At 72.4% G+C, this 17,329-nt stretch carries 18 protein-coding genes and 1 pseudogene; 14 read left to right on the top strand and 5 right to left on the bottom strand.

Annotation, left to right across the window (positions count from 1 at the left end; translation table 11 throughout):
* The first annotated feature begins 43 nt into the window (after positions 1–43).
* From V6U81_RS07825 to V6U81_RS07780, 10 genes are all read left to right on the top strand, one after another.
* Entirely contained in the window at positions 44–844 is an 801-nt protein-coding gene (locus V6U81_RS07825) for a helix-turn-helix transcriptional regulator (RefSeq protein ID WP_334485995.1), read from the top strand.
* Entirely contained in the window at positions 841–2,271 is a 1,431-nt protein-coding gene (sufB, locus tag V6U81_RS07820) for a Fe-S cluster assembly protein SufB (RefSeq protein WP_334485992.1), read from the top strand. The genes V6U81_RS07825 and sufB overlap by 4 nt, the downstream gene beginning before the upstream one ends.
* A gap of 115 nt (positions 2,272–2,386) precedes the next feature.
* On the top strand, positions 2,387–3,529 hold the full coding sequence (sufD, locus tag V6U81_RS07815; RefSeq protein ID WP_334485989.1) for a Fe-S cluster assembly protein SufD: 1,143 nt from the start codon (positions 2,387–2,389) through the stop codon (positions 3,527–3,529).
* Positions 3,529–3,855, top strand: coding sequence for a non-heme iron oxygenase ferredoxin subunit (locus V6U81_RS07810; protein WP_334485986.1), 327 nt, complete (start codon positions 3,529–3,531; stop codon positions 3,853–3,855). Before sufD ends, V6U81_RS07810 begins: the two co-directional genes overlap by 1 nt.
* Positions 3,855–4,628, top strand: a complete 774-nt coding sequence (gene sufC, locus V6U81_RS07805) for a Fe-S cluster assembly ATPase SufC (RefSeq protein ID WP_334485984.1) — start codon at positions 3,855–3,857, stop codon at positions 4,626–4,628. The genes V6U81_RS07810 and sufC overlap by 1 nt, the downstream gene beginning before the upstream one ends.
* A gap of 22 nt (positions 4,629–4,650) precedes the next feature.
* Positions 4,651–5,955, top strand: a complete 1,305-nt coding sequence (locus V6U81_RS07800) for a cysteine desulfurase (RefSeq protein WP_334485981.1) — start codon at positions 4,651–4,653, stop codon at positions 5,953–5,955.
* On the top strand, positions 5,955–6,431 hold the full coding sequence (gene sufU, locus V6U81_RS07795; protein ID WP_334485979.1) for a Fe-S cluster assembly sulfur transfer protein SufU: 477 nt from the start codon (positions 5,955–5,957) through the stop codon (positions 6,429–6,431). Before V6U81_RS07800 ends, sufU begins: the two co-directional genes overlap by 1 nt.
* The gene (locus tag V6U81_RS07790; protein ID WP_334485976.1) at positions 6,428–6,886 is read left to right on the top strand and encodes a metal-sulfur cluster assembly factor; all 459 of its coding nucleotides are present in this window, start codon (positions 6,428–6,430) and stop codon (positions 6,884–6,886) included. The genes sufU and V6U81_RS07790 overlap by 4 nt, the downstream gene beginning before the upstream one ends.
* Positions 6,887–7,390: 504 nt before the next feature.
* Positions 7,391–8,017 (top strand): LysE family transporter, encoded by a 627-nt coding sequence (locus tag V6U81_RS07785; RefSeq protein WP_334485973.1) that lies wholly within the window; start codon positions 7,391–7,393, stop codon positions 8,015–8,017.
* Positions 8,018–8,062: 45 nt separating this feature from the next.
* A complete protein-coding gene (locus V6U81_RS07780) occupies positions 8,063–8,710 on the top strand; it encodes an acVLRF1 family peptidyl-tRNA hydrolase (protein WP_334485971.1) in 648 nt (215 codons plus the stop codon).
* A gap of 61 nt (positions 8,711–8,771) precedes the next feature.
* On the opposite strand, the gene ypfJ is transcribed toward V6U81_RS07780, so the two are convergent.
* Complete coding sequence (gene ypfJ / locus V6U81_RS07775; protein ID WP_334486359.1) at positions 8,772–9,686, bottom strand: KPN_02809 family neutral zinc metallopeptidase; 915 nt, start codon at positions 9,684–9,686, stop codon at positions 8,772–8,774.
* 246 nt (positions 9,687–9,932) lie between these two features.
* Between ypfJ and V6U81_RS07770 the strand changes: the two genes are divergently transcribed.
* On the top strand, positions 9,933–11,537 hold the full coding sequence (locus V6U81_RS07770; protein ID WP_334485969.1) for an ABC-F family ATP-binding cassette domain-containing protein: 1,605 nt from the start codon (positions 9,933–9,935) through the stop codon (positions 11,535–11,537).
* A 24-nt stretch (positions 11,538–11,561) separates the two neighbouring features.
* On the opposite strand, the gene V6U81_RS07765 is transcribed toward V6U81_RS07770, so the two are convergent.
* Positions 11,562–12,164 carry a cadmium resistance transporter gene (locus V6U81_RS07765; protein WP_334485967.1) on the bottom strand — a complete coding sequence of 201 codons (603 nt, stop codon included), beginning with the start codon at positions 12,162–12,164 and terminating at the stop codon, positions 11,562–11,564.
* Positions 12,165–12,381: 217 nt separating this feature from the next.
* Between V6U81_RS07765 and V6U81_RS07760 the strand changes: the two genes are divergently transcribed.
* The 3 genes from V6U81_RS07760 to V6U81_RS07750 all read left to right on the top strand — a co-directional run bounded on the left by V6U81_RS07760 (position 12,382) and on the right by V6U81_RS07750 (position 15,518).
* On the top strand, positions 12,382–12,609 hold the full coding sequence (locus V6U81_RS07760) for a helix-turn-helix domain-containing protein (RefSeq protein ID WP_007462679.1): 228 nt from the start codon (positions 12,382–12,384) through the stop codon (positions 12,607–12,609).
* A gap of 46 nt (positions 12,610–12,655) precedes the next feature.
* Entirely contained in the window at positions 12,656–13,423 is a 768-nt protein-coding gene (locus V6U81_RS07755; RefSeq protein WP_334485964.1) for an enoyl-CoA hydratase/isomerase family protein, read from the top strand.
* A 112-nt stretch (positions 13,424–13,535) separates the two neighbouring features.
* Positions 13,536–15,518, top strand: coding sequence for an ABC transporter ATP-binding protein (locus tag V6U81_RS07750; protein WP_334486356.1), 1,983 nt, complete (start codon positions 13,536–13,538; stop codon positions 15,516–15,518).
* Here the strand turns inward: V6U81_RS07750 and mug are convergent.
* From mug to V6U81_RS07735, 3 genes and pseudogenes are all read right to left on the bottom strand, one after another.
* Positions 15,515–16,111, bottom strand: a complete 597-nt coding sequence (mug, locus tag V6U81_RS07745; RefSeq protein WP_334485961.1) for a G/U mismatch-specific DNA glycosylase — start codon at positions 16,109–16,111, stop codon at positions 15,515–15,517. The two genes, V6U81_RS07750 and mug, sit on opposite strands and share 4 nt — an antisense overlap.
* Positions 16,108–16,869, bottom strand: a complete 762-nt coding sequence (locus V6U81_RS07740) for an SDR family oxidoreductase (protein WP_334485959.1) — start codon at positions 16,867–16,869, stop codon at positions 16,108–16,110. The genes mug and V6U81_RS07740 overlap by 4 nt, the downstream gene beginning before the upstream one ends.
* Before the next feature lie 48 nt (positions 16,870–16,917).
* Positions 16,918–17,253: pseudogene (locus tag V6U81_RS07735) on the bottom strand (SCO6045 C-terminal-like domain-containing protein); the annotation flags it as partial.
* Positions 17,254–17,329: the final 76 nt, after the last annotated feature.

Raw genomic sequence — 17,329 nt, 5'->3', positions numbered from 1 at the left:
CCCGGGTTTGCGGCCTCCGGGCTATTTACGTAACGTTGGCGTTGTGAAAAACGCGGCGGCGCTCTCCGGGCAGCAGCCGGCGACCGCCCTGGTCGCCGGCGGCTCCAGGTCGCGGCGCGGCGTCAGACGCGCCGAGCTGGAGTTGTCGCAGGCCGCGTCCACCGATCTTTCCACCCGGGACCGGGTCACCCAGCTCCTGCTGGAGCAGGGGGCGACCACCGCTGCCCAGCTCGGCTCGGCGCTCGGGCTCAGCCCGGCCGCGATCCGCCGGCACCTCGACGCGATGCTCGCCGACGGCGACGTGATCGCCCGGGAGCAGGTCGTCCGGGGCAGCCGCGGCCGGGGCCGCCCGGCCAAGGTGTTCCTGCTGACCGACGCGGCCCGGGTCCGCTGCGGCACGCACCACTACGACAACATGGCCACCGCCGCGCTGCGCTGGATCGCCCGCAGCGGCGGATCCGACGCGGTCGACGCGTTCGCGGCCGATCAGGTGGCCGCCCTGGAGGCCCGCTGCCGGGCCGCCATGGAGGACGCCGGGGACGACCCGCTCGCCCGGGCCGAGGCGCTCGCGGGGGCGCTCACCGCCGAGGGTTACGCTGCCAACGCGTCCACGATCGCCTCCGGCGGCCAGCTCTGTCAGCACCACTGCCCGGTGGCGCACGTGGCCGCCGAGTTCCCCCAGCTGTGCGAGGCCGAGACGGCGGTCATCTCCCGTCTGGTCGGCACGCACGTGCAGCGCCTGGCCACCATCGCGCACGGCGACGGGGTGTGCACCACGCACATCCCGGCCCAGCCGCGCGCCCAGTCCGGTAACACCGTCACCACTGTGAGGACAGATAGATGACCGAGCAGATCGTCCAGCCCCTGACCCAGGAAGAGCAGCTCGCCGCTCTCGGTCGCTACGAGTACGGCTGGGCCGACTCCGACGTCGCCGGGGCCGCTGCCCAGCGCGGCATCAACGAGGCGGTGGTGCGGGACATCTCGGCGAAGAAGAACGAGCCGGCCTGGATGCTCGACCTGCGCCTGAAGGGCCTGCGGCTGTTCGGCCGTAAGCCGATGCCGGCCTGGGGCGCCGACCTCACCGGGATCGACTTCGACAACATCAAGTACTTCGTGCGCTCCACCGAGAAGCAGGCCACCAGCTGGGAGGACCTGCCGGAGGACATCAAGAACACCTACGACCGGCTGGGCATCCCGGAGGCGGAGAAGCAGCGCCTGGTCGCCGGTGTCGCGGCGCAGTACGAGTCCGAGGTGGTCTACCACAAGATCCGCGAGGACTTGGAGGAGCAGGGTGTCCTCTTCCTGGACACCGACACCGCCCTCAAGGAGCACGAGGACGTCTTCAAGGAGTACTTCGGCACGGTGATCCCGGTCGGCGACAACAAGTTCGCCGCGCTGAACACCTCCGTGTGGTCCGGCGGCTCGTTCATCTACGTGCCGAAGGGCGTGCACGTGGAGATTCCGCTGCAGGCCTACTTCCGGATCAACACGGAGAACATGGGCCAGTTCGAGCGGACCCTGATCATCGTCGACGAGGGCGCCTACGTGCACTACGTCGAGGGCTGCACCGCGCCGCTCTACTCCTCCGACTCGCTGCACAGCGCGGTCGTGGAGATCATCGTCAAGAAGAACGCGCGCTGCCGCTACACGACCATCCAGAACTGGTCGAACAACGTCTACAACCTGGTCACCAAGCGCGCCGTCTGCCACGAGGGCGCGACCATGGAGTGGGTCGACGGCAACATCGGCTCCAAGGTCACCATGAAGTACCCGGCGGTCTACATGACCGGCGCGCACGCCAAGGGCGAGGTGCTCTCGGTGGCCATGGCCGGCGAGGGCCAGCACCAGGACGCCGGCGCCAAGATGGTGCACGCCGCGCCGCACACCTCCTCCACCATCATCTCCAAGTCGATCGCCCGGGGCGGCGGCCGCACCTCGTACCGCGGCCTGGTCCAGGTGCTGGAGGGTTCGCACCACAGCCGGAGCACCGTCAAGTGCGACGCGCTGCTGGTCGACACCATCTCCCGCTCGGACACCTACCCGTACGTCGACATCCGCGAGGACGACGTGTCGATGGGGCACGAGGCGACCGTCTCCAAGATCAGCGACGACCAGCTCTTCTACCTGATGAGCCGCGGTCTCAGCGAGGACGAGGCGATGGCGATGATCGTGCGCGGCTTCATCGAGCCGATCGCCAAGGAGCTCCCGATGGAGTACGCCCTGGAGCTCAACCGGCTGATCGAGCTCCAGATGGAGGGTGCGGTCGGCTGACGCCGCCGTCCCCTCGGTGGGCCGCGCCCAGCTCGACCCGTCGGGCTGGGCCGCGCGAACCCCGACCCGCCCTCCGGTCAATGACACCGTCGTCGCAGAACAGACCAAGGAAGAGATGACTACCCAGGCTTCCGCGCCGCCCAGCACCAAGACGCAGGCGCTCCGCTCGTACGACGTCGCCGACTTCCCGGCCCTCACCGGCCTCGAGGAGGAGTGGCGCTTCACCCCGCTCAAGCGGCTGCGCGGGCTGGTCGGTGGGGCGCAGGCCGCCACCGGCACGGTCCGCCACGAGTACGGCGACCTGCCCTCCGAGGTCACCGTCTCCCGGATCGCGAAGGACGACCCGCGGGTGGGCAGCGTGCTCACCCCGGTCGACCGGGTCAGCGCCCTGGCGTACGGCGGGGCCGGTGACGCGCTGCTGGTGGAGGTCGCCCGCGACGCCGTGGTGTCGGCGCCGGTGAGCCTGCGGGTGGTCGGCGACGGCGCCGAGGGGCTGTCCTTCGGGCACACCTTCGTCGACGTGGGCCGGTTCGCCGAGGTGACCCTGGTGCTGGAGCACGTCGGCTCGGCCACCCTGGCCGACAACGTCGAGGTGTCGGTGGCCGACGGCGCGAAGCTGACCCTGGTCACCGTCGCCGACTGGGCCGCCGACGGGGTGCAGGCCCAGCACCTCAAGGTCAAGCTGGGGCGGGACGCCAAGGTGGTGCACATCCAGGTCAGCCTCGGCGGCGACCTGGTCCGGCAGTACACCTCGGTGGAGTACACCGGCCGGGGCGGCGAGGCCGAGCTGTACGGCGTCTACTTCGCCGACGGCGGCCAGCACCTGGAGCACCGCCAGCTGGTCGACCACAACACGCCGGACTGCCGCAGCTACGTCGGCTACCGGGGTGCCCTGCAGGGCAATGACGCGCACACCGTCTGGGTGGGCGACGTGCTGATCCGCGCCGAGGCGACCGGCACCGACACGTACGAGATCAACCGGAACCTGCTGCTCTCCGACGGGGCCCGGGCCGACTCCGTGCCCAACCTGGAGATCGAGACCGGCGAGATCGCCGGCGCCGGCCACGCCAGCGCGACCGGCCGCTTCGACGACGAGCAGTTGTTCTACCTGATGGCCCGGGGCATCCCGGAGGGCGAGGCCCGTCGCCTGGTGGTGCGGGGCTTCTTCGCCGAGCTGATCAACAAGATCCCGGTCGAATCGCTGCGCGAGCGCCTGGGGGACGCGATCGAGGCCCGGCTGGCCAAGGCGGGCGCCTGATGATCCGGATCTGCTCGACCGAGGACGTGCCGAAGGGCACCGTGATCCGGGCCGAGGTCGACGGCATCCCGCTGGCGCTGGTGCACGGCGACGACGGCGCGTTCTACGCCGCCTACGACGAGTGCTCGCACGCCGCGGTCGCCCTCTCCGAGGGCGAGGTCGAGGGGTGCACGCTGGAATGTTGGCTGCACGGATCCCGTTTCGACCTGCGGACGGGTGAGCCCACCGGGCTGCCCGCCACCGAACCCGTACCCGTCTATCCCGTCGAAGTCCGCGACGGCGACATCTACGTCAGCCTGACGCCGAGCAATGGAGTGACCCGATAATGAGCACCCTGGAGATCCGCGACCTGAAGGTGTCGGTCAAGCTGCCCGAGGGTGAGCTCAAGCCGATCCTTGATGGGGTAAACCTGACGGTCAAGTCGGGAGAAACCCACGCGATCATGGGCCCGAACGGCTCCGGCAAGTCCACCCTGGCGTACTCGATCGCCGGTCACCCCAAGTACGAGATCACCGGCGGTTCGGTGACCCTCGACGGCGAGGACGTGCTGGCCATGTCCGTCGACGAGCGGGCCCGTGCCGGTCTCTTCCTGGCCATGCAGTACCCGGTCGAGATCCCCGGCGTCTCGGTGGCCAACTTCCTGCGGACCGCCAAGACCGCCATCGACGGCGAGGCGCCGAAGCTGCGCACCTGGGGCGGCGAGCTGCGCGGCGCCATGGAGCGCCTGCAGATGGACCCGGCGTTCGCCCAGCGCAACGTCAACGAGGGCTTCTCCGGCGGTGAGAAGAAGCGGCACGAGATCGTCCAGCTGGAGCTGCTCAAGCCGAAGATCGCCATCCTCGACGAGACCGACTCCGGCCTCGACGTCGATGCGCTGCGCGTGGTCAGCGAGGGTGTGAACCGGGTCCGCGACACCGGCGACACCGGGCTGCTGCTGATCACCCACTACACGCGGATCCTGCGCTACATCAAGCCGGACTTCGTGCACGTCTTCGTCGCCGGCCGAATCGTCGAGCAGGGCGGCCGGGAGCTGGCCGACAAGCTCGAGGAGTCCGGCTACGAGCGGTACGTCGCCGGGGCCGGTTCGGCTCGGGCCTGACATCGGGACAGGGGCCGCTGAGATGACCACCATCGCCATCCCCGAGGGGATGCCGCAGTACGACGACGTGCCGCGTTTCGACGTGGCCACGGTCCGCGCCGACTTCCCGATCCTCGACCGGGAGATCAACGGGCACCGGCTGGTCTATCTCGACAGCGCCAACACCTCGCACAAGCCGCGGCAGGTGCTCGACGTGCTCACCGAGCACTACGCGATGCACAACGCCAACGTGTCGCGCTCGGTGCACACGCTGGGCACCGAGGCGACCGAGGCGTACGAGGGGGCGCGGGCGAAGATCGCCGCCTTCATCAACGCGCCCAGCGTGGACGAGGTGGTGTTCACCAAGAACTCCACCGAGGCGATCAACATCGTGGCGTACGCGTTCTCCAACGCGTCGCTGCGCCCGGACGCCGACCCGCGCTTCCGGCTGGGCCCGGGCGACGAGATCGTGATCTCCGAGATGGAGCATCACTCGAACATCGTCCCGTGGCAGCTGCTGGCCGAGCGGACCGGCGCGACCCTGCGCTGGTTCCCGGTCACCGACTCCGGCCGGCTGGACGAGTCGGGGCTGGAGGAGCTCGTCACCGAGCGGACGAAGATCGTCTCGCTGGTGCACGTCTCCAACATCCTCGGCACCGTCAACGCCACCTCGCGGATCACCCAGCGGGTCCGGGAGGTCGGGGCGCTGCTGCTGCTCGACTGCTCCCAGTCGGTGCCGCACATGCCGATGGACGTGGTCGACTACGACGCCGACTTCATCGTCTTCACCGGGCACAAGATGTGCGGTCCGACGGGCATCGGCGTGCTCTGGGGCCGGGGCGAGCTGCTCGCCGCGATGCCCCCGGTGCTCGGCGGCGGCTCGATGATCGAGACGGTGTCGATGGCGCGCTCCACGTTCGCCGCGCCGCCGGCCCGGTTCGAGGCCGGCACCCCGCCGATCGCCGAGGCGGTCGCGCTCGGCGCGGCCGTGGACTACCTCAGCGGCATCGGGATGCGGGCCATCCAGTGGCACGAGAAGGAGCTGACCGCGTACGCGCTGGACGGCCTGGCCACCGTGCCGGGCCTGCGGGTCTTCGGCCCGTCGGTGCCGGTCGGCCGGGGTGGCACCATCTCGTTCGCGCTCGGCGACATCCACCCGCACGACGTGGGGCAGGTCCTCGACTCCCTCGGCGTGCAGGTCCGGGTGGGGCACCACTGCGCGAAGCCGGTGTGCACCCGGTTCGGCGTACCGGCCATGACGCGGGCGTCGTTCTACCTGTACACCACCACGGAGGAGATCGACGCCCTGGTGGCGGGTCTCGAGCAGGTGCGGAAGGTGTTCGACTGATGCAGCTCGACCAGCTCTACCAGGAGATCATCCTGGACCACTACAAGCACCCGCACGGCCGCGGCCTGCGCGACGCCGAGGACCCGGACGCCCGGGTCGCCGAGGCGCACCACGTGAACCCGACCTGCGGTGACGAGATCACCGTCCGGGTGGCCACCGACGGCGCCACGCTCGACGACATCTCGTACGACGGCATGGGCTGCTCGATCAGCCAGGCCTCGGCGAGCGTGTTGCACGAGCTGCTGCGCGGTCGCGGTACGGGGGAGGCGTTCGTCGTACACGAGGCGTTCGTCGAGTTGATGTCCGGTCGTGGCCAGGTCACGCCGGATGAGGACGTGCTCGGTGACGGGGTGGCGTTCGCGGGTGTCGCGCGCTATCCCGCCCGGGTCAAGTGCGCGCTGCTGCCGTGGATGGCGTTCAAGGACGCCGCGGCACGCGCGGGGGTGGGCGCGAGCCCGACGGAGGTGAAGGCATGAGCGAGAACACCGCAACCGCGGCGACGCCGGAGACCGGCGACGCCGCCACGACGCCGCAGACCGGCGCCGTGGCGACCGATGGCGCGGCGACGCCGGGTGCCGGCGACGCCGCGACCCCGGCCGCCGGCGGCAAGGCCGCCCTCGCCGACATCGAGGAGGCGATGAAGGACGTCGTCGACCCCGAGCTGGGCATCAACGTGGTCGACCTCGGTCTGGTGTACGGCGTGCACGTCGACGACGAGAACGTCGCGACGCTGGACATGACGCTCACCTCGGCGGCCTGCCCGCTCACCGACGTGATCGAGGACCAGGCCCGGCAGGCGCTGACCACCGGCCCCGGCGGCGGCCTGGTCAACGACATCCGGATCAACTGGGTCTGGCTGCCGCCGTGGGGGCCGGACAAGATCACCGACGAGGGGCGCGACCAACTCCGCTCGCTGGGCTTCAACGTCTGACGGCTGTTGCTCGGCAGCAGGGCGCGGCATCCTAGGGATGCCGCGCCCTGCTGACTTTCGTGACGATGGGTGAATGCCGGCCCGGCGCGCCCAGGATCCCGCCTCGACGCTTTGCTCTGCTGCTGCCACGGCAACACCTCCGTTCACCAGCCGATCTGCCCCCGGGCCGGGTTGCTGCGGCCACCGGAGGGATCACTGTCCGTGCCCGTTGCGCGGAGGGCAGCAGAGCAAAGGTGCCGAAGGAGATGTCCGGTGCCCCCGACCACCGGTGCGACGCAGGTCCGGCCTCTCCGGTCGCCGGGTGCGGCGGCACGGCCCTCCACGACTCGGCGTCGGAGGCGAGGCCCGCGACAAGGGTCCGAATTCGATGGCGGAGCGCCCAACCACTGACCATGATGGGCGCGTGATCGAGGCGTACCCGAAGCAGCTCCCTGTCCGTGCGGCCACCGCCGCGCGCCGACAGCGGACCGCGCCGGGGCGTGCCTCGACCCGCCGCCGACCGTCGTGACCGCCGCGTTCCTCGCCGGTCTGGTGGCCGGTTACGGCGTCGCCGTCCCGGTCGGTGCGATCGCGGTCCTCATCCTCGGGCTCAGCGCCCGTACCTCGTTCCGGGTCGGCGCGGCCGGCGCGCTCGGTGTTGCCACCGCGGACGGCCTCTACGCGGCCGTCGCGGTGCTCGGCGGGGCGGCGGTGGCCGGCCTGGTCGCCCCCGTCGCCGGGCCGCTGCGGGTGGCCGCGGCCCTGGTGCTGCTGGCGCTCGCGGGGCACGGTACGTGGCGGGCGGTGCGGCCCCGCCGCGCGGGCGGCCCGCGCGAGGCGCCCCGCGGGATGGACACTCCCGCCCGAGCCTTCGCCGGGGTGCTGGCGCTGACCCTGCTCAACCCGGCCACCGTGGTCTACTTCGCGGCGCTGGTCATGGGCCGACGGGACGTCGGGGCCAACGGGCCGCCGGCGGCCGGGCTCTTCGTGCTCGGCGCGTTCCTCGCCTCGGCGAGTTGGCAGCTGCTGATCGCCGGCGGCGGCACCCTGGTCGGTCGGATGTTGGCCGGTCCGCGCGGCCGGCTGGTGACCGGGCTGCTCTCCAGCGCCATCATCGGCGCCCTCGCCGTCGCCGTGCTGCTCGCCGACTGACCGGGCCCGGTGAGCGTTGCGGCCGCTGTGCCGTACCGTCGGCCCATGAGCAGCCGACCCGCAGCCGGCGGTGGCCGGTGGGTCGAGGTGGACCCCGGTCGGGTCGCCCGGTGGGTCGAGGGCTTCGCCGACCGGCACGGCACGCCCACCACCAACGTCCAGGGGTACGGCCTGCTGCTGACCGCTCCCGACGGCGCGACGGCCGAGCTGCACACCCCACCGGGGGCACCGGCCAGCTCTGACGTACCCGGCTTCGTCGCCGCGGCGGCCGCGCCTCGCCGGATCGGGCTGCTGCTCGCCCGGAAGGGCGCGGTGGCGGTCGGCGTCGCGGTGGGGGAGAAGCTGGCGGTCTCCAAGGTGGACACCCGGTACGTGCAGGGGCGCACCGCCGCCGGCGGGTGGTCCCAGCAGCGCTTCGCCCGACGCCGGGACAACCAGGCGAAGGCGGCCCTGGGCGACGCCGCCGAGCTGGCCGTACGGCTGCTGCTGCCGGAGACGGCGACGCTGGCCGCGCTGGTCTGCGGCGGCGACCGGCGGGCCGTGGACACCGTGCTGGCCGACCGGCGGCTCGCTCCGCTGGCCGCGCTGCGGGCCGAGCGGCTGCTCGACGTGCCGGAGCCCCGGCACGCGGTGCTGGTGGGGGCGATCGCCGCCGCCCGCGCGGTACGCGTCCTGGTCCGCGACCCCGACTGAGACGGGACGACGGCCGGCGGGTCGGGGACCCACCGGCCGTCGCCGGGCGTGCGGTACGCCGTCAGAGGCTGCCGCCGAAGGTGTCGCAGGACTTCGGGTCACCGGTGGAGTACCCCTTGGTGAACCACTGCTGACGCTGCTCGGACGTGCCGTGGGTGAACTCGTCGGGGTTCACCGGGCGCCCGGAGCGCTGCTGGATGGCGTCGTCGCCGATCTTCTCGGCGGTGTCGACCGCCTGCTGGATGTCCTGCTCGGTGACGCTCTTGAAGATCTTCTGGCCCTTGGCGTCCGCGGTGCCGGTGGCGTTCTTCGCCCAGGCCCCCGCGTAGCAGTCGGCCTGCAGTTCGAGCTTCACCGACAGCGCGTTGGCGTTGTTCGGGTCGCGCTGCTGCTGGCGGCGCATCTGCGCCTCGGTGCCGAGCAGGTCCTGCACGTGGTGGCCGTACTCGTGGGCCAGCACGTACGGCTGGGCGAACTCACCCTCCGCGCCGAGCTGGTCGGCGAGCAGCTTGTAGAAGGTGAGGTCGATGTAGACCAGGTCGTCGGCCGGGCAGTAGAACGGCCCGACGCCCGAGTCGGCCTGGCCGCAGCCGGTGTTCACGCCCTGGCTGAAGAAGACCGTCTTCGACGGCTGGTACTGGTCGCCGAACTTCTCGGGCAGCGCGGTGCGCCAGTACGCCTGGATCGAGTTGACGTACGCCGTGTTGCGGCAGTCCAGCTGCTGGAGCGCGTCGTCGGCCGAGCACTTCTGCTGCAGCGACGTGTTGTCGCCCTGCTCATCGCCGCCGCCGTTGGTCGCCGCGTTCAGCCCGAAGCCGCCGCCGACCAGCGCGACGAGGACCGCGATGATGATGCCGACGATCCCTCCGCGGCCGCCGCCGATCGGGATGGGTATGCCCATCCCGCCGCCTCCGCCGGACCCTCGCCGATCGTCCACCTGGCTGGTGTCGATCTGCGCGTTCTCGTTCAGCTCCATGTTGACCCCGATCACCGATTCATCACGTTCAGGTGGTTGCGGTACCGGACCGGGTCCGGACGGCAGATTCGGTACCCGATGATCTTGCTCGGTAATCCGGACAGGGCACGAAAGGCGGCCCGGTACACTTGACGGGTGCTGCTCTGCGAAGGCTGAACCGCCCCGCGCCGACGGGCCATCGGGCCCGCCGGCCGTTTCGCGTGCCCTGAGTCAGCCCTTCCGGACCCCGAGAGCGAGTTCCCCGACATGATCACTGCCACCGGCCTGGAGTTGCGCGCCGGCGCCCGGATCCTGCTGTCCGACACCACCCTGCGGGTGCAGCCGGGCGACCGGATCGGCCTGGTCGGCCGCAACGGCGCCGGCAAGACCACCACCCTCAAGGTGCTGGCCGGCGAGGGGCAGCCGTACGGGGGGCAGCTCGACCGACGCAGCGCGATCGGCTACCTCCCGCAGGACCCGCGCACCGGTGACCTGGAGGTCACCGGCCGGGACCGGGTGCTCTCCGCCCGCGGCCTGGACGTGCTGATGGCCCAGATGAAGCAGGTCGAGGAGCAGCTCGCGGAGAACCCCGAGGACAAGCTGGTCCGTCGCTACGGCGCCCTGGAGGACCAGTTCGCCGCCCTCGGCGGGTACGCCGCCGAGGCCGAGGCGGCCCGGATCTGCGCCAACCTGGGCCTGCCCGACCGGGCCCTCGCTCAGACCATCGGCACCCTCTCCGGCGGCCAGCGCCGCCGCATCGAGCTGGCCCGGATCCTGTTCCGCGACGCCGGCGAGAACGGCGGCGGCATCCTGCTGCTCGACGAGCCCACCAACCACCTCGACGCCGACTCGATCACCTGGCTGCGCGGCTTCCTCGCCAACCACAAGGGCGGCCTGATCGTGATCTCCCACGACGGCTCGCTGCTGGAGTCGGTGGTCAACAAGGTCTGGTTCCTGGACGCCACCCGTTCCGTGGTGGACGTCTACAACCTGGGCTGGAAGGCGTACCTGGAGGCGCGGGAGACCGACGAGCGGCGCCGCCGCCGGGAGCGGGCCAACGCCGAGAAGAAGGCCGGCGCGCTGATGGCGCAGGCCGACAAGATGCGGGCCAAGGCCACCAAGACCGTCGCCGCGCAGAACATGGCCCGCCGGGCCGAAAAGCTGATCTCGGGGCTGGAGGAGGTCCGGGTCGCCGACCGGGTGGCCAAGGTCCGCTTCCCCACCCCGGCGCCGTGCGGCAAGACCCCGCTCACGGCCACCGGCCTGTCCAAGTCGTACGGGTCGCTGGAGATCTTCACCGACGTGAACGTGGCGGTGGACCGGGGCTCCCGGGTGGCCATCCTCGGCCTCAACGGCGCCGGCAAGACCACCCTGCTGCGAATGCTCGGCGGCCTGCTCAAGCCCGACACCGGCGAGGTGCACGCCGGGCACGGGCTGCGGCTGGGCTACTACGCCCAGGAGCACGAGACGCTCGACGTGAACCGGACGGTGCTGGAGAACATGCGGGCCGCCGCCATCGAGCAGTCCGACACCGACCTGCGCAAGATCCTCGGCGCGTTCCTCTTCTCGGGCGACGACGTCGACAAGCCGGCCGGGGTGCTCTCCGGCGGTGAGAAGACCCGGCTCGCCCTGTCGACCCTGGTCTGTTCGGGGGCGAACGTGCTGCTGCTGGACGAGCCGACGAACAACCTCGACCCGGTCAGCCGGGAGCAGGTGCTCGACGCCATCGCCAACTATCCGGGCGCGATCGTGCTGGTCACCCACGACCCCGGGGCGGTGCTCGCGCTCAAGCCCGACCGGGCCATCCTGCTCCCCGACGGCGACGAGGACGCCTGGAGCGACGACCTGCTCGAACTGGTCGAGCTGGCCTGACGCCGCCGGGCCGGCCCGGCGGCGTCAGGCCGCCAGGTCGGCCAACCGGCCCAGCACGCCCGAGCCGACCAGGATCACCACGCCGATCGCGATGAAGATCGCCGGGACCAGCCAGTGGCCGGCGCGGCCGACCAGCCGGACCACCCGGGGGTGGCCGCCGAGCAGCCCGGCGGCCGTGCACCAGAGCGCCACCAGGGCGGCGAAGACCAGCAGGAACACCGGGCCGGTCGCCGGGTCCAGGCTGCGGAACACCGGCACGTAGACGGCGATGTTGTCGGCCCCGTTGGCGATCGTCACCCCGGCCACCCCGAGCAGCCCGCCCACCACGGCCGGCGGGCCGTCGTCATCGGTGCGGGCCAGCAGCGCGCGGACGCCGAGCGCGATCGGCAGCAGACCGAGCAGGCCGGTCCACGGATCGGGGACGACCAGCAGCCCGGCGGCGACCACCAGGCTCGCCGCGACCAGCGCGCCGATGCCGAGGTACTGACCCGCGACGATCTGCCAGGGACGGGGCCGGCCGGTGCCGCGCGCCGCCACGAAGAGCACGGTGAGCACCACGATGTCGTCCAGATTGGTCGCGGCGAAGACCAGCGCCGCGCCGCCCGCGCTCCCCAGCAGCTCCGTCACCCGGGCAGGGTACGGCCCGGCCGGGGCGTGCCGCCGGCCGCAGTGGCCCACACCGACGACGTCAGGTCAGCCGGTCGGAAGGATCACTCTATCGGGAAGCTGACACTGCATAGCGTGTCGGTTGGCGAAGAGTTGATATCTGGCGCATGATCGTTCGAGGCGGTCTAATAGGTGGGACCGTATCCGAACCGCACAGTCTGGGACGTGAGGAATCAGCATGGCAGCCACTGGCACAGCCACCAGCACTGAGAAGGGTCGCCGGATCGTCGGAGCCGAGCGTCAGACGCTCGCCAAGGACCTGGTAAAGCGGTACACCTCGGGTGAGAGCATCCGCGCGCTCGCGGCCTCGACCGGCCGTTCCTACGGATTCATCCACCGGGTGCTCACCGAGTCCGGGGTGCAGCTGCGTCAGCGTGGCGGCGCCCGGCGCCGCAAGAAGGCGTGACCCGCCCGCCAGCGTCGTCCATCAGCGTCGCGCCCCGGGCGGTCCGGTGACCGCCGAGACGACCGGGGTGCGCCTCGACTGCGACGGGCCGGTCGCGACGGTGACGTTGTGCCGGCCCGACGTGCTCAACGCCCAGACCCCGGCGATGTGGCGCGCGATGAGCGACTTCTCCCGGGATCTCCCCGGCGACGTGCGTGTCGTCGTCGTGCGCGGCGAGGGGCGGGCCTTCTCGGCCGGTCTCGACCTGTCGGTGGCCGGCGCCTCCGGCCCGGGCTCCTTCGCCGAGCTCTCCACCCTGCCCGAGCAGGAGTGCGCCGACCGGATCGCCGAGTACCAGCAGGGCTTCAGCTGGCTGCACCGCCCGGACGTGATCTCGGTGGCGGCCGTTCAGGGGCACGCGATCGGCGCCGGCTTCCAGCTGGCCCTCGCCTGCGACCTGCGGGTGCTCGCCGAGGACGCCCGGTTCTCGATGGCCGAGGTGACCCTCGGGCTGGTCCCCGATCTGGCCGGCACCAAGCGCCTGGTCGAGCTGGTCGGCTACTCCCGCGCCCTGGAGATCTGCGCCACCGGCCGGCGGATGGACGCCGCCGAGGCGGACCGGATCGGGCTGGCCACCCTGGTGGTGCCGAACGCCGATCTCGACGGCGCGGTCCGGGACCTGACCGCGGGGCTGCTCGCCGCCAACCGCGACGCGGTGGTGGAGATCAAGGCGCTGATCGCCGGCGCCGGCACCCGGTCCCACGCCGAGCAGCAGCGCGCCGAGCGGGAGGCGCAGACCCGCCGTCTGCGGGATCTTGCCGGGCGGGGAGAATAGTAAGGACCGTTCGGGAAGATCCGGGTTACTCGCGAGGTTGTCGTAGTCGTCGGGAGAATTGACCTGACGGTGCCCGCTGCCCACGACCCGGAGGTGACCGATGTCCAACCCCATGTCCGGTGGCGGGATGGCCGGGTGGAGCATGCTCCGCTCGATGCGTAGCCGGGACGAGGTCTCCGCGCACCAGCTCAAGCGGGGCACCGCCAAGCGGATCGTCGCGTTCGCCCGCCCGTACCGACGCGACATCGTCGTCTTCCTGGTCACCGTGGTGATCGCCGCGATCATCGGGGTCGCCACCCCGGTGCTGGCCGGCAAGGTCATCAACGAGATCACCGGGGCGGCTGCCGACGCCGGCGCGACGGTGGTCCGGCTGGCCCTGATCATCGGTGCCCTGGCGGTCGCCGACGCGCTCTTCTCGCTGGCCCAGCGGTGGTACTCGGCCCGGATCGGCGAGGGCATCATCCTGGACCTGCGCACCCGGGTCTACGACCACGTCCAGCGGATGCCGCTGCAGTTCTTCACCCGGACCCAGACCGGCGCGCTGGTCAGCCGGCTCAACAACGACGTGATGGGCGCCCAGCGGGCGTTCACCTCCACCCTCTCCGGGGTGGTCAGCAACGTCATCCAGCTGGTGCTCACCGCCGGGGTGATGTTCACCCTCTCCTGGCAGATCACCCTCCTCTCGCTGGTCATGCTGCCGATCTTCATCGTCCCGGCCCGCCGGGTCGGCAAGCGGCTGGCCGAGATCACCCGGGAGTCGTACAACCTCGACGCCAAGATGAACGCCACGATGACCGAGCGGTTCGGGGTCGCCGGGGCGCTGCTGGTCAAGCTCTTCGGCGCGCCGGAGGTCGAGGCGCGTCGGTTCGCCGGCCGGGCCGAGCGGGTCCGGGACATCGGCATCCAGTCCGCCATGTACTCGCGGACGTTCTTCGTGGCGATGCTGCTGGTCGCCTCGCTGGCCCAGGCGCTCACCTACGGGCTCGGCGGCTGGCTGGCGGTCACCGGCGCGGTCAGCGCCGGCACCGTGGTCACCCTCGCTCTGCTGCTCACCCGCCTCTACGGCCCGCTCACCGCGCTGTCCAACGTCCGGGTGGACGTGATGAGCGCGCTGGTCTCCTTCGACCGGGTCTTCGAGGTGCTCGACCTGCGCCCCGGCATCCAGGAGAAGCCCGACGCGGTGCCGGTGCCCCGGGGCGTCGGCCGGGTCGAGTTCCGCGACGTCCGGTTCCGCTACCCGGCCGCCGCCGACGTGTCGCTGGCCTCGCTGGAGGAGGTCGCCACCCTCGACCGTACGGTCAACGAGCCGGTGCTCAAGGGCGTCTCGTTCACCGTCGAGCCGGGCCAGATGGTGGCCCTGGTCGGCCCCTCCGGCGCCGGCAAGTCCACTCTCTCCATGCTGATCTCCCGGATCTACGACGTCACCGACGGCGAGGTGCGGGTCGGCGGGGTCGACGTCCGGGACGCCACCCTCGCCTCGCTGCGCGACGAGATCGGCGTCGTCACCCAGGACTCGCACCTGTTCCACGAGACGATCGCCGAGAACCTCCGCTACGCCAAGCCGGACGCCACCGACGACGAGATCTGGGCCGCGCTGGCCGGCGCGCAGGTCGCCGACCTGGTCCGCGCCCTGCCCGACGGGCTGGAGACCATGGTCGGCGAGCGCGGCTACCGGTTCTCCGGCGGCGAGAAGCAGCGCATCGCGATCGCCCGGCTGCTGCTCAAGGCGCCGTCGATCGTCATCCTCGACGAGGCCACCGCGCACCTCGACTCCGAGAGCGAGGCGGCGGTGCAACGGGCGCTGTCCGTGGCGCTCACCGGGCGTACCGCGCTGGTGATCGCGCACCGGCTCTCCACCGTCCGTGACGCCGACCAGATCCTCGTCCTCGACGACGGCCGGCTCGTCGAGCGGGGCCGGCACGACGAACTGGTCGCGGTCGGCGGCCTCTACGCCGAGCTGTACCGCACCCAGTTCGCCGTCGCCGACTCGCCCACGCCGTACGCGCCGTCGGCGGAGCCCGAGCCGGTGATCACCACGGTGCCGATGGGCACCTACGTGGCGCAGGAGGCGTTGCCGCCGGCCGCGGCCAATTAGCCGTCGACGGCCGCCCGTAGCTCGCCGAAGGCCGCCCCGAGCGTCTCCGGGGTGAAGTGCGCGTTCAGCCCGCTCGGGTTGGGCAGCACCCAGAGCCGGGCACCCGCCAGCGGCTCCGGCTGTGGGCCGAAACCCGCCTTCGGCCGGGCGAACCCGATCCGGTACGCGGTCACCCCGACCACCGCCACCCACGCCGGCCGGTACGCGGCCACCTTGCCGGCCAGGATCTCCGCCCCGGCCAGCAGCTCGGCGGCGGTCAGCTCGTCGGCCCGGGCACTGGCCCGCGCCACCATGTTCGTGATGCCCAGCCCGTACCCGGGCAGCAGGTCCTGCTCCTCGGGGCGGAGCTGGCGCGGGGTGAAGCCACCCCGGTGCAGCGCCGGCCAGAACCGGTTGCCCGGACGGGCGAAGTGCCGGCCGGTCGCCGCCGACCAGAGCCCGGGGTTGATGCCGACGAAGAGCACGTCCAGCCCCGGCGCGATCACGTCCGGGATGGTCCGGTCGCTGGCGGCGGCCAGCTCCGCCTTCGTCGGGCGCGCCGCACGGCCGCCGGTCGGTTCCGCAGTCGGCCGGGGCCGGCGGGCCGGGGTCACAGGCCGCGCAGGGCGCCGCCGTCGACCGGCACGGTCACCCCGGTGACGTAGCCGGCGGCGGGGGAGAGCAGGAACGCGGCCACCCGACCGAACTCGGCCGGGTCGCCGATCCGGCGCAGCGGGATGCCGGCCTCCGCCTCGGCCCGGGCCGCCTCGGCGTCCCCGGTGGCGGCGAAGAGCTCCTGGTTGCGGTCGGTCAGGATCCGCCCCGGCAGCAGGCCGAGCACCCGGACGCCCCGGGCGCCGTACTCGTCGGCCATGTCCTTGGCCACCCCCGCCAGGCCGGGACGCAGGCCGTTGGAGATGCCCAGGCCGGGCACCGGGCCGCGGGCCGAGGTGGAGAGGACCAGACCGACCGCGCCGCCGTCGGTCAGCGCACCGGCGACCGTACGGGCCATCCGCACGCTGCCCAGGAAGACGGTCTCGAAGGACTCCCGCCACTGCGCGTCAGTCACCTCGGCGGCGGTGCCCCGAGGCGGCCCGCCCACCGACACCAGCGCCCCGTCGAGCCGGCCGAAGTGCTCCCGGGCGGCCGCCACCAGCCGCTCGGGGGTGCCCGCGTCGGTGAGGTCGGCGGTGAGTCCGATGGCGTGCTCCGGCCCGCCGAGCCGCGCCACCGCCCCGGCCACCCGCTCGGGGTCACGGGCCGAGAGGACCACCCGGGCGCCGTCGGCGACCAGGCATTCGGCGGTGGTGAAACCCAGGCCGCGGGAGGCGCCGGTGAGTACGTACACCCGGTCGGTGAGTCCGAGATCCATGGCACCGATCCTGCCGCACGGGCGGACCGGCCGCACGGGCCGGGCGGCTCAGCGGGGGGCGGGGCGCAGCAGGCGTACCCGACCGGCGAGCTGCACCGCGACGGCGCCGCCGGCGCGGGCGACGGCCGGCAGCCGGCGGGGCCGCGGCGGACCGACCCCGTCGTAGCGGCTGCCCGCCTCGCGGACTACCAGCTCCTCGGCGCCCAGCGGCGGCAGCGCGCCCCGGTCGCGCAGCACCCGGGCCAGCTCCCAGCCGTCGCGCAGCGAGCCGGCGGTGGGCCGGCCGGTCGCCCAGTCGCGGAAGGTCTCCCACCACGCGTCGCCGAGCCCCGCGGCGAGCAGCGGCCAGTGCCGCGCCACGTCGCCGGCCCGCTTGCGCAGCAGCTGTGCCGCCCAGCGGGTCGTCACTCAGGGTGCGCGTGACCGCCCGGGCCGCGCCGCCGGCGGACCGGGCGGACCC

The sequence above is a fragment of the Micromonospora lacuserhaii genome (assembly GCF_036902735.1).
In the GTDB taxonomy this organism is placed as follows: domain Bacteria; phylum Actinomycetota; class Actinomycetes; order Mycobacteriales; family Micromonosporaceae; genus Micromonospora.
The sequence above is the reverse complement of the archived record's forward strand: the minus strand, read 5'-3'. Positions and strand labels throughout refer to the sequence as shown.

Coding starts and splice junctions, on each gene's coding strand:
- sufB (WP_334485992.1), top strand. CDS start 841: ATGACCGAGCAGATCGTCCAGCCCCTGACCCAGGAAGAGCAGCTCGCC.
- V6U81_RS07780 (WP_334485971.1), top strand. CDS start 8,063: ATGAGCAGCCGACCCGCAGCCGGCGGTGGCCGGTGGGTCGAGGTGGAC.
- sufU (WP_334485979.1), top strand. CDS start 5,955: ATGCAGCTCGACCAGCTCTACCAGGAGATCATCCTGGACCACTACAAG.
- V6U81_RS07790 (WP_334485976.1), top strand. CDS start 6,428: ATGAGCGAGAACACCGCAACCGCGGCGACGCCGGAGACCGGCGACGCC.
- V6U81_RS07800 (WP_334485981.1), top strand. CDS start 4,651: ATGACCACCATCGCCATCCCCGAGGGGATGCCGCAGTACGACGACGTG.
- ypfJ (WP_334486359.1), bottom strand. CDS start 9,686: ATGGAGCTGAACGAGAACGCGCAGATCGACACCAGCCAGGTGGACGAT.
- sufD (WP_334485989.1), top strand. CDS start 2,387: ATGACTACCCAGGCTTCCGCGCCGCCCAGCACCAAGACGCAGGCGCTC.
- V6U81_RS07740 (WP_334485959.1), bottom strand. CDS start 16,869: ATGGATCTCGGACTCACCGACCGGGTGTACGTACTCACCGGCGCCTCC.
- sufC (WP_334485984.1), top strand. CDS start 3,855: ATGAGCACCCTGGAGATCCGCGACCTGAAGGTGTCGGTCAAGCTGCCC.
- V6U81_RS07750 (WP_334486356.1), top strand. CDS start 13,536: ATGTCCGGTGGCGGGATGGCCGGGTGGAGCATGCTCCGCTCGATGCGT.
- V6U81_RS07770 (WP_334485969.1), top strand. CDS start 9,933: ATGATCACTGCCACCGGCCTGGAGTTGCGCGCCGGCGCCCGGATCCTG.
- V6U81_RS07810 (WP_334485986.1), top strand. CDS start 3,529: ATGATCCGGATCTGCTCGACCGAGGACGTGCCGAAGGGCACCGTGATC.
- V6U81_RS07760 (WP_007462679.1), top strand. CDS start 12,382: ATGGCAGCCACTGGCACAGCCACCAGCACTGAGAAGGGTCGCCGGATC.